This window comes from Fibrella forsythiae, from assembly GCF_017353175.1.
Taxonomy (GTDB): domain Bacteria; phylum Bacteroidota; class Bacteroidia; order Cytophagales; family Spirosomataceae; genus Fibrella; species Fibrella forsythiae.
Window position 1 is genome coordinate 211214 of record NZ_JAFMYW010000007.1, and the last position, 15365, is coordinate 226578.

At 52.4% G+C, this 15365-nt stretch carries 10 protein-coding genes; 5 read left to right on the forward strand and 5 right to left on the reverse strand.

Annotated elements, in window-relative coordinates; genetic code table 11:
* The first annotated feature begins 70 nt into the window (after nucleotides 1–70).
* The 4 genes from J2I46_RS21930 to J2I46_RS21945 are packed head-to-tail and all read left to right on the forward strand — an operon-like array spanning nucleotide 71 to nucleotide 8650.
* Nucleotides 71–5206: a translocation/assembly module TamB domain-containing protein gene (locus J2I46_RS21930; RefSeq protein WP_207331213.1), complete on the forward strand. Its 5136-nt coding sequence runs from the start codon at nucleotides 71–73 to the stop codon at nucleotides 5204–5206.
* 2 nt (nucleotides 5207–5208) lie between these two features.
* Entirely contained in the window at nucleotides 5209–5358 is a 150-nt protein-coding gene (locus J2I46_RS21935) for a hypothetical protein (RefSeq protein WP_207331214.1), read from the forward strand.
* A 3-nt stretch (nucleotides 5359–5361) separates the two neighbouring features.
* Nucleotides 5362–7722, forward strand: a complete 2361-nt coding sequence (gene tamL / locus J2I46_RS21940) for a translocation and assembly module lipoprotein TamL (protein WP_207331215.1) — start codon at nucleotides 5362–5364, stop codon at nucleotides 7720–7722.
* Nucleotides 7723–7771: 49 nt separating this feature from the next.
* Nucleotides 7772–8650, forward strand: coding sequence for a glycosyltransferase family protein (locus tag J2I46_RS21945; protein WP_207331216.1), 879 nt, complete (start codon nucleotides 7772–7774; stop codon nucleotides 8648–8650).
* Between the two features lie 132 nt (nucleotides 8651–8782).
* On the opposite strand, the gene J2I46_RS21950 is transcribed toward J2I46_RS21945, so the two are convergent.
* Entirely contained in the window at nucleotides 8783–9313 is a 531-nt protein-coding gene (locus J2I46_RS21950) for a DUF2911 domain-containing protein (protein WP_207331217.1), read from the reverse strand.
* A gap of 234 nt (nucleotides 9314–9547) precedes the next feature.
* Between J2I46_RS21950 and J2I46_RS21955 the strand changes: the two genes are divergently transcribed.
* Complete coding sequence (locus J2I46_RS21955; RefSeq protein ID WP_207331218.1) at nucleotides 9548–11362, forward strand: acyl-CoA dehydrogenase; 1815 nt, start codon at nucleotides 9548–9550, stop codon at nucleotides 11360–11362.
* Between the two features lie 331 nt (nucleotides 11363–11693).
* Here the strand turns inward: J2I46_RS21955 and J2I46_RS21960 are convergent, their stop codons facing one another.
* From J2I46_RS21960 to J2I46_RS21975, 4 genes are all read right to left on the reverse strand, one after another.
* Nucleotides 11694–12800: an NADH:flavin oxidoreductase gene (locus J2I46_RS21960; RefSeq protein WP_207331219.1), complete on the reverse strand. Its 1107-nt coding sequence runs from the start codon at nucleotides 12798–12800 to the stop codon at nucleotides 11694–11696.
* Nucleotides 12801–12812: 12 nt separating this feature from the next.
* Nucleotides 12813–13112: an ArsR/SmtB family transcription factor gene (locus J2I46_RS21965; RefSeq protein WP_207331220.1), complete on the reverse strand. Its 300-nt coding sequence runs from the start codon at nucleotides 13110–13112 to the stop codon at nucleotides 12813–12815.
* A 386-nt stretch (nucleotides 13113–13498) separates the two neighbouring features.
* Nucleotides 13499–14287, reverse strand: a complete 789-nt coding sequence (gene argB, locus J2I46_RS21970) for an acetylglutamate kinase (RefSeq protein ID WP_207331221.1) — start codon at nucleotides 14285–14287, stop codon at nucleotides 13499–13501.
* 110 nt (nucleotides 14288–14397) lie between these two features.
* Entirely contained in the window at nucleotides 14398–15360 is a 963-nt protein-coding gene (locus J2I46_RS21975; RefSeq protein WP_207331222.1) for an N-acetylornithine carbamoyltransferase, read from the reverse strand.
* Nucleotides 15361–15365 lie beyond the last annotated feature (5 nt).

Here is a 15365-nt window from a genome sequence, read left to right on the forward strand (position 1 = left end):
TTAAATAACACCCCCGCCCTTTTTCGCGTTACTTAAGTAAGGTATATTCTTCACTCACTCTACACTATTTGTGAAACGATTTTTGGTAACAACCGGTCTGGTTCTTCTGGCCCTCGTGCTGCTGGTGGCTGGCTTTGTCACGGTTATAGCCACTACCTCGTGGGGGCAAAACTTTGTTACTCAGCAAGTTAATAGCTACCTCGGCAAAAAGATCAAGGCTCCGTTTCGGATCGGGCGTATTAGCTATCATATTCCTGACTGGATTGAACTGGAAGACGTCTTCTTCAAGACACCTCAGGGCGACACCCTCCTGCTGGGCAAACGGATGCGCGTTGATGTAGACATGATGGCGCTGTTACAGAATAAAATTTCGCTCAATCAGATCGAGCTAGAACAGGTTAGCCTGCACGTAACACGCACATTACCAGATACCGCCTTCAATTTCAACTACATAATCGATGCCTTCAATACGGCGCAACCCGACACCGCCAGTCTAGCTACTAAAATTGCGCCACCGCCCGATACGACCTCAACCCCACTCGACATCAGCCTGTCGGGGGTTTCGCTTCGAAAGACCCTGATTCGCTACGAAGATGATGTAGCTGGTGCCAATGTCAACGCTTATGTCGACAGCATCCGCGTCAACTTCAGTGAAGTGAATGTGGCCAAATCGCGCTACCTTATCAGAGATGTAACGGCCGACGGCCTTAACGTAAAGAGCCGTATTTATGAAGGGATCCCAACCCCGTCGACGCCTTCAAAACCGGGCGATACACTGACGCTGGGGCTCGGCAAATGGCAACTGACGCATGCCGTTTGGGATGTTCGGCTGGAAACGGCTGACTTTGCCACGACCGGGAAAGTGGCCAAACTGGCTATGGAGTCCGATTATTTTCACCTGAATGGCGAAAAGGTTGGTATAAAATCGCTGGCAATGGCCAACGCCGACATTACCACTACGCTCCTGCAGCCACAGCGTGTTAAGAAAGAAGGTCGTTCGCCCGATGCTGTTGCGGCCATCAAGCAGGCTGATCCCACGATCAAAGCTGTTGTAAAGGCCGAAGAAAAAGCAGAGGCCGCTCAGTCGGCGGGCTGGGTGGCGCGCATTGGCTCAGCGAAGTTTTCAAACAACCGAATCCGGTTCGATGACCAGACCCAACCCCGTCAGCCACGCGGCCTCGATTACGGCCATCTCGATCTGAACGGACTGGGCATTGAAGGGCGAAACCTGCTGTATAGTCCCGATCGTATTTCGGGGCAGATTCGGCAAGGAAAGTTCAAAGACAAAAGCGGGTTTGTTCTCCAGCACTTCGATGTTGACCTACTGTATGGTGATAAAGCAACACTGCTGACGAACCTGTTTATCCGCACCCCAAACACCATTCTGCGCGACCGACTTGAATTGCGTTACGATTCGCTCGGTCAGCTGACCCGTGCTACGGAAGGCAAAAACCTGAACCGCGTGAAGGTGTTGCTGAACCTTCGCCAAAGCAAACTGGCTTTCGCCGATGTGTTGCAGTTGGCCCCTTTCCTGGCCGATACGCCACCATTGGCGGGTAATCGCAATGAAGTGGTCCGGGCCGATGCACGGTTACAGGGCACACTGGCCGATCTACGCATTCCGGAAGCGGAGTTTGCTATGTTCTCGGGTACAGTGCTCAAAGCCAGCGGTCGGCTCACCAACGTAACCAACCCCGACAAGCTAGGTATGGATTTGACCCTTACCGATGCCCGAACCAACCGCGCCGATATTCGTAAGCTCGTGCCACCAGGTACGTTGCCTGACTCGCTGGCCCTGGCTCCGCAGCTGAAACTGACTGGTAAAGTGCGGGGCACACTGAATAACATCACCACAGACGCCAAACTGGCAACCAACTGGGGAACTGCCTCGTTCGACGGTACACTTCGGAATTTCTACGCGGGCAAAAACCAGTCGTATGCGGGCAAAGCGGTGCTGTCCAGTTTTGAAGCGGGTAAATGGCTGATGAATCCGAAGCAGTTCGGGACCATTACGGCGCAGGCAGCTGTGAACGGCACCGGTATCGACCCGGCCACCATGCAAACCAGCTTCCGGGCTGTGGTGGCCGAAGCCGGACTAAACGGGTATTCGTACAAGAACGCGGACGTGAATGGCTCGCTGGTCAATGGCACACTGACGCTGAAGGGGGGAATAGACGATCCGAACGTACGGCTGAATCTGGATACGAAGGTGAACATGAAAACCACGTACCCAGCCATTGCCGGCGATATCAACATTCAGGAACTGAACCTCGACAAGCTGAAGCTATACGCGGATCCATTGTCGATCAAAGGTAATATCCGGCTGGCGATGACGTCAACGGATCCAGTCCGGCCCGAAGGTACCATCTATGCCAACGATGCGGTAGTGAGTTTAAAAGGCAAGACGTACCCGATCGATACGCTGTATCTGAAAGCCGGCACGGTCAACCCAAATCGAAAAAGTCTGATTCTGGGGCTTCCGTTTGGGCAACTGGCGTTGAGCGGTCAGTTTGAGTACACGCAACTCTACGACATTGTAGCCAGCGAAATCGGGAAATATTTCAAGATTCCTGATCTGGTTTATAAGCCCGTTCAACCGCCCTATAGCTTTTACGTGACAGGTCAGGTACGTCAGCATCCGCTGCTCCAGGCGTTTGTACCCGCTCTTCGTAAACTCGAACCCGTTTCGCTCGATGCCTACCTGGATAACACCCGCGACACCACCTTTGCCGCCCGCATAAAAACAGGGTTGGTCGATTATGATACCATCGTGGTGAATGGCTCGTCATTGGGTCTGCTGGCCTACAACAACCAGATGAGTGTGGCCGGGCAAATCAATTCGCTCCAGACCAACAGCCTGAAAATTGGCCTGACGCAGCTGAGCGGATCGGCCGCCAACAATCGGTTCTCATTCTCAGTCGTCAATAAAGATTCGGTCAATAAAGACCGCTATGGACTGGCAGGGTTAGTTTCGCTAATTGGCACCAATTATCGTTTGCAGGTGGGGCAACGTGGTTTATTGACCAATTACCGCACCTGGACATCTGACACGACGGGCTATCTGGAATATGGACCCCGGGGTATAATTGCCCAGAATTTCCAGCTGCGACAGGGGGCGCAAACCATTAGTCTCAACAGTGTTGAGCCGGTTCCCAACGGGCCCTTACGCGTAGAAGCCCGCAATGTCAGCCTGAGTGATTTATCCAGTCTGGCCAATCAGGATACTACCCTGGTTGCCGGTACGCTAAACAGTACCGTCGTGGTGCGCGATTACCTCTCAGCTCCCAACGGAACGCCCTTATCATTTACGGGCGACCTGAAAGTGGATAGTCTGCGGGTGATGGACAAACCGATCGGGAACTTGAATGGTGACTTTGCCAACGCCTCGGGCGGCCGAATTGGTGTGAATGTAACGCTGCTGAGTGCCACCAACGACGCCAAAGTGTCGGGCTATTACGACCCAACGAACCCGAAAGAACAGCTCGATTTTTACCTGAAGCTCAACAAGCTCGACGCGAAAACGATCGAAGCCTTCAGCTTTGGCGAACTGCGCCGGGCAAGAGGACAGCTACGTGGCGAAACCGATATACAGGGTTCAACGGATAACCCACGCCTCAACGGCGGTATTTCGTTCGACTCCGTAGCCTTCAACATCAAGCAATTGAATGCCACCTACCGTATCGATCAGGAGCGAATCCGGCTGGAGGGGCAAACGCTGACATTCACCGATTTTAACCTGCGCGATACACTGGGACGTACCCTGACCACTGATGGTAAAGTTGTTCTAAGCAATATTCCCGACGTTTCGTACGACCTCCGGGTACGTGCCCAGAACTTTCTGGCGCTGAATGCGGCCCGTAAAGACAACGACTTTTTTTACGGAAGAGCCGCCGTTTCGGCCAACATGCATATTGTAGGTAAGGGTGGCACACCAGCCGTAACGGGAAGTGTAAAACTGGAAGATGGCAGCAACATCACAACGGTTTTACCAAGCGACGAGGCGAGTCTGAACGATGCGCGCCAATCGGTAACATTCATTAACCATAACGATACGCTGGCGCTCAGTAAATACCTGCGTCCCCGGGCAGATACGGCCCTGGCTCCGCTTCAGTTCGACCAATTGAACAACTCGACGATCAACCTGACGCTTGAGGCCGACGACCGGTCAGAAATCACGATTGTTGTGGATGAGTTGAACGGCGATAACCTCAAGGCCCGTGGCAACGCCAACTTAGCCGTAAGCGTCTCGCCCAGCGGTCAGGTATCCGTCCTGGGTCGGTATGAGGTCACGGAAGGCCGCTATTCGCTGACCTACCAGGTGTTACAGCGTGAATTTGAGTTGCAGAAAGGCGGCTACATTAATTTTACCGGCGATCCGTTGAAGGCAGACCTGAACCTGACAGCAATCTACGAAGCCCGAACCACGTCTGACGCGCTTATTTCCAGCGAAAGTACCAATGCTACCCAACCTACCACCAAAGTCAACCTGCCCTATAACGTAGCTCTCACGCTGAGTGGCAATCTGGCGTCGCCAACCATCACCTTTGATATCATTGCCCCGCGCGAAACGCTCTCGCGCCTCGGGAGTGCTTCCGACCTGGTTTCGCAGAAACTGGCCAGTCTGCGCGAAGATCAGAACCAGCTGAACAAGCAGGTGTTTGGTCTGCTCATCCTGGGCAACTTCATCGCTGAAACGTCAGGTAACTCATCATCTGAATTCAACGTTGGCAATACGGCCGAAGGACTCGCCCGAAGCAGTGTGAGCAAGATCATCAGTCAGCAGTTGCAGCAGTTCGCTTCGGGGTTGATCAAAGGGATAGACCTCGATGTGGGCTTAAATTCAAGAAGTGGAACGGCAGAAACGGGCGGCACGTCTGGCTCGAACCGCACAGACTTGAACATTGGCCTTTCCCGCAGTTTCCTACAGGGTCGCCTGACCGTTTCGGTGGGTAAAAACTTTCTGGTTGATGGCTCGCAGGATGTGAAAGCCGCTCAGAACAATAACGCTGTTTTTGATAACCTCAACCTGAACTACAACCTCACCCGCGACGGCCGATACGCCCTTCGTGCTTACCGCCGCAGTAATACAGAGCGAACCATTCTGGAAGGTTTCGTCATTGAAACGGGCGTTGGCTTTGTAATCACCGTTGATTTCAATACCCTGGCCGAATTGGTTCGTCGACGAAAAGAAGACGAAACTGAGTAAGGATGAACTGTTTCAAATGCCGGCGTGTCTGTATTCCTATCGCGTGTAGAGACCGGCCTGTCGTGGCCCGGCATTCCGGAGCGGCTACGTCTTGCGTCTCCACGGTAGCCGACTGGTACGCCCGCTACGACAACGTACCTGATTATTTTTAACCAATGAAAAGAACTCAACCATACCTACTTGTCGCTTTTCTGACCAGCATACTTCTGTACGGTTGCAACGTGGCTAAACACCTTCCCGCCGGGGAGAAGCTCTACGTTGGCACTGACTTTGTTCTGAATACAGACTCTACGATCACGAAGGACGAAAAGAGCCGTTTAACCGACCAGTTGACCGAGTTGGCACGCCCACGGCCCAACAAACAGTTGTTTGGCTTTCCCTACAAGGTAGCCATGTATTACTTTATTGGCGAGCCTAAAAAGGAGAAAGGCTTTCGGGCCGGTCTTCGCCGCCGATTTGGCGAAGCGCCCGTTCTGGCCAGTGCCCGGGGGCTGACGGCCAACAGCGAACTAATGGCGAATGTGCTCGAAAACCAGGGCTATTTCCGGTCGCGGGTGGGCGGTGAGTTTGTCGATGTGAACAGTTACAAAACAAAGGCACGGTATACGGCGCAGGTGCCGCAACGCTACCTCATCGACTCGGTTTCCTTCATTGGTGATTCTACCCAGGTTGCCCGAGCGATGTTCAATGCCTCGCCCCGTACGCTCCTGAAAGCGGGTGATCCCTTTGTGCTCGACGTAATCAACACGGAAAAACAGCGAATTGCCGACGCCGTAAAACAACGCGGCTTTTATTATTTCCTGCCCGAATATGTAGCCATGCTTACCGATACCGCAGTTGGTAACCATAAGGTACGTTTCTATGTGGCCATCAAGCCCGACATCCCGGCTGCCGCCAAGGTTCCTTACTTTATTCGGAACGTTAATATCTTTCCCAATTATACGCTAAGAACAGCACGGCGGGATACGAATCTGACCGAAGCGTACCAGCCACCGGTAGCTAACCCGGCTGATACGAGCCTCTCTCTGCGGCGTTTTTACATTGTCGATTCGGCACGGGTATTTAAGCCGCAGTTGTTCAACGACGTGATCAGCCTTCGACCCGGTCGGCGGTATAACAGCCGGGCACAGGACCTATCCTTGTCGCGGCTGGTGAACCTGGGTACGTTCAAGTATGTCCGTAACCGGTTCGAACCCGTTGGGCGATATGGTCGCGACTCGGCGCTGTTCGACGTCAATTACTACCTGACACCCCTTCCACGCAAATCAGTTCGGCTGGAAGTATCGGGCAACTCACGCTCCAATAACCTCGCAGGTACGTTGCTGACGCTCAGCTTTATCGGCCGTAACTTCCTGGGGCGGGCCGAACAACTGACTGTCAACGGAACTGCTGGTATCGACTTGCAGATTGGCGCCGCCGGTCGCGGTGTCACCAACTACCGTTATGGGGTCGATGCCACCCTCAGCTTTCCCCGGCTTGTTTCACCGTTTACCATTCGCTACGATCGACGTCAGATCTTACCCAAGACCAACCTTAGCCTTGGCTATGAATTGTTGCAACGGGATTCGCTCTACAACCTGAGTTCGTTCAGAGCATCGTTTGGCTACGCCTTCCGTACCAGCAACCGGGTAGAGCATTCGTTCAACCCGCTCAACGTCAACTTTGTGCATCCATTCAATGAAGGGCCTAAGTTTTATGAAGCCGTGAGCGATACGAATGTGGCCATCTCCGGCCCATACCTGCGTCTTGATCAGGATGTTTTGATATTGAGTTCGATCTACACACTGAATGTTACCTCCCTTCCCAACTCAAACAGGAAATACTCGAATCGCTACACCCTGAATATTGAACCAGCCGGCAATCTGGCCGGTCTGCTGGTTAAATATGATGATCTCGATTACAAGCGGATTTTTGGTTTACCCTTTTCTCAGTTTTTCAGAATTGACCTCGACACGCGGCATTATTTCCAGCTAAACAAGTCGTTAGTGTGGGCCAATCGTTTCTTTGGCGGTGTTGGTATTCCGTATGGCAACTCAGTTGAGTTACCCTTCGTGCGGCAATACTTCGTTGGCGGTGCCAACAGCGTACGGGCGTTCAGGCCCCGGGCTGTTGGGCCGGGCACATTTTCGAGTGAGAGCGGCAAGGTACTTTTCCAGGATGGTGGCGGCGACGTCAAACTGGAGGTCAACACCGAGTTGCGGGCTAAACTTGGCTCTATTTTTCAGCTAGCCACCTTTATCGACGCCGGCAATGTCTGGTCATATACTGATCAGACATACTACGGGCCAGGGTCTCAGTTTTCTAAAGATTTCATTAAACAACTGGCCATTGGCGGGGGAATTGGCCTTCGACTCGATCTGTCATACTTCCTGATTCGGGCCGACCTGGCTACGCCATTTCAAAAACCGTATTTACCCGAAGGACAACGCTGGGTGTTGAATCAAATCGATTTTGGTAGCCGTGACTGGCGTCGCGAAAACCTGATTCTCAATATCGCCGTAGGCTACCCATTCTGATTTGTGGCTAACTTGCATACGTTTTTGTATGCCATCTTGCCCACCTATCATGAAAGTTGCCGGGTTTACGTTCATCCGAAATGCTGAGACGTTCGGCTATCCCATCTTGGAAGCTATCCAGTCTGTTTTACCACTGTGCGACGAGTTTGTGGTGGCAGTTGGTAATTCTACTGACAATACACTTGGCCTTATTGAAGCAATTTGTTCGCCCAAAATGCGTGTTATTCACACAGTATGGAACGACGACCTGCGTGAAGGCGGAAGGGTATTAGCCGAAGAGACAAACAAGGCCCTTGCTGCCATTTCGGCCGATGCAGACTGGGCCTTTTATATTCAGGGCGACGAAGTTCTTCATGAGCAGTATCTTAACACGGTTCGGCAGGCCATGCAGGATAATCTGAGTGACCTTTCTGTAGAGGGGTTACTCTTTAAATACCTGCACTTTTACGGCTCTTTCAGGTACGTTGGGGATTCGCGCCGATGGTACCGACGCGAAATACGGGTAATCCGCAATACCGGCATCGTAACATCTTACCGTGACGCGCAGGGTTTCAGAAAAAAGGATAACACAAAGTTGCAAGTCAAGCTGATCGACGCCTATATCTACCACTATGGTTGGGTAAAACCCATTGAACTGCAACGGGCTAAATTCGGATACTTTTACCGGTTCTGGCATAGCGAAGAAGCCATGAAACGTGTTGCTAATGAAGCCAAACAGTTTAGCTACGAAAAACACATCGACTCGCTGACTGAATTTTCGGGAACGCATCCTGCCGTCATGTTACCTCGAATAACCTCTACAGACAATTCATTTACGTTCGATACAAGTCAACGCCGCTATTCCCTACGGGTACATATTCTGACATTCATCGAAAAATTAACTAGCTGGCGAATAGGCGAATACAGGAACTACCGTATAAAAAAATAATCGTTTTCTGAAACAGTCCCCAGATTGTACAGTCCGATTGTTTCATAAAAAATGCCGATCAAAACTGATCGGCATTTTTTATGAAACAATAAAAGGTAACAAGTAGCATCTACCAGGTACGTACCTGGTAGCCTACATCCCGTGATTCATAATGGGTACGTTAATCGACATGTTATCCCAGGCAATGGACAGGTTTTTATTGGTTGGAGTGATCGTCAGTTTTTCAACCGGCGTTTTGTTCATCACCACAGGCACCTTCACTTCAAGCACGTTTTTGGCAACGTGTTTGTCGTAGTCATATGCGCCCCACTGCCCCAACACCGAATTCAGAATGACCGACCATTCTTTTTCATTTGGAATAGTCACCAGCGTATACGTACCCGCCTTCACCATCTTACCACCGAACATTCCGTCGTTCTTGAACGTGATTTCGGTAGCAGCATCGGCCCCGGTACGCCAGGGTTTACCATACTTTTCGAGTGAGGTGGCTCCTTCTGCCCCGAAAATTACCCGGCCACGTTTCGACGGCTGACCGTACACAACTTTAACGTTTTTGTCGGGACTTTCAACAGTTAAATGCGGGCTTTTGGTGTTTTGGGCAAAGCCAGTAGTTACCGTAAAGGCAAAAAACAGGATCGTCAACAGTGAAGCTGCGTGTTTCATGAGGTGTATTGAATTGGTTAGTGATTTAGCATCTAAACGTAAACAACATCCGTACCAATATGGTTTTTGCCCACTACCCGTTAATGAATCCTAGTTTTTCTTACATTTACACAACAGTATGCATGCATACTAAACCAGCTTTCAGTTTGCCGTTTTCCATTGCGCTGCCCTGAGTAGCTGCCAGGAAAGCGGGGTAACTGAAGACGAAAAACAGCAAACTGAAAACTCCTTCTTATGTCTGCTTACTTCAGTAAACGCAATCTCCAGTTTTTACTCCATGAGGTCTTTCACGCCGAAGACTTAACCAAGTACCCCTATTTCTCAGCCCACGACCGGGGTACATTCGATATGGCGATCGATTCGGCCACGCACATTGCCGACACGCTCATGCACCCCTACGTACGCGAGGTAGACCGCAACCAGCCTGAGCTGAAAAACGGTCAGGTGACAGTACACCCGAAAGTGAAGGAGTACATCCGGGCAATGGGTGAAGCGGGGCTGATCGGCGCGGGCTTTTCGTTCGAGAAGGGTGGCCAGCAGCTTCCCGAACTGATCAACTCGTGTATTGGCCTGATCACGATGGCTGCCAACAACGGCATGATGTACGTTGGGCTCACCTCCGGAGCAGCTAACCTGATTACCTCCTTCGGTTCAGGCGAACTTATAGACGCCTACGTACCTAACATGCTCTCGGGCGAATGGCAGGGAACCATGGCCCTGACAGAACCACAAGCCGGCTCGTCGCTCTCCGACGTGATGACCTCGGCTACACCCCAGCCAGACGGCACCTACAAGATCAAAGGCCAAAAAGTATTCATTTCGGCTGGTGACCACGACGCCGCCAGCAACATCATTCACCTGATGTTGGCCCGGATAGACGGCGCCCCCAAAGGCACCAAGGGCATTTCTCTGTTCGTTGTGCCCAAATACCGCAGCCAGACCGATGGGTCGGCTGATACCTGGACCGTTAACAACGACGTCACTTCGACGGGCGTGTACCACAAAATGGGGCAGCGGGGTGTGCCTGCCATGCACCTGACGATGGGCGAACGCGACGATTGCGTGGGCTATCTGCTGGGCGAACCGCATCAGGGACTGCCCTACATGTTCCAGATGATGAACGAAGCGCGAATCGGCGTGGGCATGACGGCGGCGGGCATTGCTACGGCGGCCTACCACGCCGCCCTGCAATACGCCCGCGAACGGCCTCAAAGCCGCCGCCTGAACGAGAAAAATGCTCTCGATGCCCCCCAAACGCCCATCATCAACCACCCCGACGTTCGGCGGATGCTGTTGTTCCAGAAGGCGGTAACGGAAGGGTCAGTCTCGCTCCTGCTCGAAGCCGCCCGCCTGTTCGACATTGCCCACGCAGCCGATGGGGAAGAGAAAGAGAACGCGCACCTGCTGGTTGAAATTCTGATGCCGATGGCGAAAACATATCCGTCAGAAATGGGTGTACAGTCGGTGAGCCAAAGCGTACAAACGTTTGGTGGCTACGGCTTTACAGAAGATTTTCCGGTGGAACAGCTCTACCGCGACATCCGTATCACGCCCATCTACGAAGGTACTACGGGCATTCAGGCGCAGGATTTGCTGGGTCGGAAAATGACCATGAAAGGCGGTAAGGCGGCCCAGTTGCTAATGCAGGAAATTGGCAAAACCATTGCAGAAGCCGCCGCCCACGACGAGCTGAAGCCATACGCCGGTATGCTAAAAACTGAGTTGGGGCAGATTCAGGAGGTATTTCAAGCCTTGATGCCCCACGCAGGCGCGGGTGATTATGAGCGTTACCTCAGCGATGCGACGCTCTTCCTGGAACAAATGGGAATTGTGGTGGTTGCCTGGCAGTGGTTAAAACAGGGAATCGTGGCGAAACAGGCGATGCTAACGCAGAATCCACAGGGCGATGAGTTGGCATTCTACGAAGGGAAAGTTCACACCATGAAATTCTTCTTCCACTACGAAGTGCCCAAAACGCTGGGCCTTGCCGCCCGCTTGAAAGACCCTGAAGTACTTACGATCGTCAGTGCAAAAGAATTGGCCCTTTAAGCTGTTTATGGCCTGTCGTTCTACGTGGCGTATACAGGCGGCTACAGCTCAATATCAGATATAACCCGAAGAGCTTCTCCATAATGGCTGTCGTGGTCAGGCAGGTTGGCGGAAAACGACGGGAGTAGGCAGCATGCAGTTCACGTCAGGGATACACGATTGGTTTTAGCTCGCTTGTCTGCCAATGCCGTATCTCTGGCGGGACATTTGTCTACTGCCTGTTGCATCCTCTACCGCTGGTATATCCCTCAGGCCCAGCAAAACCCAGTTTCTGTTTCACAAAGAAAGCTCCATTGAGGAGCTTTCTTTGTGAAACAGAAACTGGGTTTCGTTAGTCCATAACCAATTCGCCAAGTGCCTCTTTGGTGAAGCCTTTCAGCTCACTAGTCCGTCCAGTTTTAATTTTTGTTACCCAGTTAGGATCAGCCAGCAATGGGCGGCCAACGGCAACAAGGTCGAAATCACCCCGGTCCATACGTCGGCTTAGCTCATCCAGCGAACTTGGCTGCGAACTCTCGCCCGCAAACGCGCCGAAGAAATCACCGGTCAGTCCCACCGAACCCACGGTAATCGTTGGTTTACCCGTTAGCTTTTTGGCCCAACCGGCAAAGTTCAGGTCAGACCCCTCAAATTCGGGTTCCCAGAAACGGCGCTGCGAGCAATGGAGAATGTCAACGCCAGCCTCCACCAGCGGCTGAAGCCAGCTGTCCATTTCCTGCGGCGTTGTCGCCAGCTTATTGGTATAAGCAGACGGTTTAAACTGCGACAGGCGGATGATGACGGCAAAATCGTCACCAACCTGCCGACGAACTTCCCTGATAACATCCGTTGCAAAACGTGTTCGTTCGGCCAGGGTTTTCCCTCCATACACGTCCGTACGCAGGTTAGTACTCTCCCAAAAAAACTGATCGATCAGGTAGCCGTGAGCCCCGTGGATCTCCACACAGTCGAAGCCTGCTTTTTTAGCAGATGCCGCCGCCTGACCAAACGCCAGAATGGTGTTTTCGATATCTTCCTGAGTCATAGTTGACCCGTTACTGAAACCGGGGCGGTTCAGACCGGAGGGGCCCTCAAAAGGCACCGGCGGCACCCAACCTGAGTGGTGGTTATCCATAATGCCCATGTGCCATATCTGAGGTCCCATCTGTCCCCCACCGGCATGGACCTGATCGATCACCTGTTGCCAACCTGCTAAAGCTTCCTGACCATAAAAATGGGGTATGTTGGCATCATTGGAAGATGAAGGACGATCAATGACAGTGCCTTCCGATAAAATCAGGCCTACTTCCCCTTCGGCCCGCTTTTGATAATAGGCAGCGACTTCCGGTGTGGGTACGCCTCCGGGCGAAAAAGAACGCGTCATGGGTGCCATGACAAGGCGGTTCCGTAAGTTCAGTGTTTTTAGCTGAAAAGGCTTGAATAAGCTCTCGGTACTCATTTGTGATTGGTGTTAAAGCGTGGTGCTAATTAATTTACTTAACCGCTCAAACGCCGCTTCGTCGCGTTGGTAGTAAGTCCATTGCCCCTTGCGGGTTGCCGTAACTAACCCGGCTCGTTGCAGAATTGAGAGGTATTCGGAAACAGTCGACTGAGTGAGGTTGGCTTTGGCCTGAAGCTGCCCAACGCACACCCCCTGCTCGTAGCCGGCTTCTTTCTGCCCCGGGAAATTCAGTTCCGGCTCTTTCAGCCACTCAAGCATTTGCAGCCGCGTCTTATTGGCCAAAGCCTTGAAGATATCAACCTGTTCCATGCTGCAAATATATCGACTTTTCTCGATATATAGAAATAACACATCAGGACAACATCGGGCGAAACCCGCCAGACAGGCTTTTTGAGTCGGCTCGCTCAGCATGAACGTTTCGGACACTGCTATACTGACGTGACTTCAGGAGGAAGGGCCATCAGGCTCAAGCGATACACTAAAGCTGGGTAGCAGGCACTAGTTGCAGCCTGATGTATTCCAAATCGGCAGAGGCGGAGAATTGGGTGGAGTAGCTCACCGGCGGTAGATGTAGAGTCGAAAATCGCTCTATGAGACCGTATGAATCGATTTGTGATGTTCAGTTTGTCAGGGCCGCTGTGGGCAGGGGGTTCTAACTATAAGCGAGGTCAATGCTCTGATAAACACTGACCTGACTACCCCAATGTAACTGTCGTTCCCTCAGCACCGTCCAGTGCCGCCCCCAGTTCATCAGCATGGCAGATGATGACGCGTTTAACGCCCGCCTCGAGCGCGGCAAAGGCGTTGTCCAGTTTAGGGATCATGCCTTTGTTGATGCTGCCGGCATCTTTGTGTTCGGCATATACATCAGGTGTAAGCTGCTTGATGACGCTGTTATCATCGTCGGGGTTCGAGAGAACGCCTTTCTTTTCAAAGCAATAGACAAGCGTCACGTCATTGTGGCGGATCATGTCTACGGCCAGTGCCTGCGCCAGCGTATCGGCGTTGGTGTTCAGCAACGTACCCAGCGAGGGATCGAAGGTGAGTGGGGCGAAAACAGGAACCAATCCCTGACTGGTTAACGACTGAAGACGGCCGGAATCTACCTCCTGAATGTCGCCGACAAAGCCATAATCAACCGCTGCAACCGGCCGCCTGCTAGCCTTTACAATACCCGCATCAGCGCCGGTAAGGCCAATTGCATTGATGCCAAGAGTCTGCAGCTGAGCCACAATCTGTTTGTTCACCAGACCACCATAAACCATCGTCACTACCTCCAGCATAGGCTGATCAGTGATGCGTCGCCCCTCAACCATAGTGGTGGGTACGTTCAGTTTCTCGGCTACCTGCGTGGCAATTTTACCGCCCCCGTGCACCAGCACTTTATCGCCCCGCAGGGCAGAAAAAGCAGTCAGAAAACGGGTCAGTGCAGCAGGGTTGTCAATAACGTTCCCACCGATTTTAAGTACGGTAATTTGATTCATGGATTTAAATTTCCTGTTCTCAGTCTTGCGTCCGCTGTTCCCTCGCTGCTGGTTTCAGAATCGTGAACAGCAGCGAGGGAACAGCGGACGCAAGACTGAGAAAAAAAGGGCTATTTTAACTCTAACAATAACGATTTCAACACGGCTTGAGCTGACCATTCGCGGTTGGCGGCCTGTTCGATTACCAGCGACTGAGGACTATCAAGCACAGCGTCAGATACTTTCAGATTGCGGCGAACGGGCAGGCAGTGCATGAACTTCCCGTTGTTGGTCAGCTGCATCTTATCCATCGTTACGGCCCAGGATGGGTCATCGGTGAGCATCTGGCCATACTGTGAATACGACGACCAGTTTTTGCCGTAGATGAAATCGGCTCCGGCAAAGGCTTCTTCCTGATTATAGATGACGCGCGCATCGCCAACAAATTCAGGGGCCAATTCATATCCTTTGGGATGTGTGACCACGAAGTCGATATGGCCGGCGGCGGCGCGGGGGTTCATCCACTCACAGAACGAGTTGGCCACTGCCTGCGGCAGCGGTTTGATGTGCGGCAACCAGGTCAACACCACTTTCGGTTTTGGTGTTGTCTTTGCTTCTTCGATGGTAATACAGTCGGCCAGCGATTGCAACGGATGGCGAGTTGCCGATTCCAGATTCACAATAGGCACCCCGGCATACCTAGCAAACTGGGTCATGACCTGTTCTTTGTAATCGGCCTCGCGGTCTTTCAGGCCTGCAAAGGCCCGAACGGCCAGGATGTCGCAATAGCGGCCCATAACGGCGGCGGCTTCGCGTACGTGTTCGGCCTTGTCGGCGTTCATAAACACACCGTCTTCCATTTCCAGGCCCCAGCTATCGGCCCCTACGTTGAGGGTCATTACGTTCATTCCCAGGTTTCGGGCGGCTTTTTCGGTGCTTAACCGGGTTCGAAGGCTGGAGTTGAAGAACAGCAGACCAATCGTTTTATGATGGCCGAGGTGTTCGTCGGCGAAGGGGTTGGCCTTGGCATCGCGGCCCGACTGAATGAGTGCGTCAAGATCCGTGACGTCGGCGAGTGAGATGAATTGGTGCATTGAAA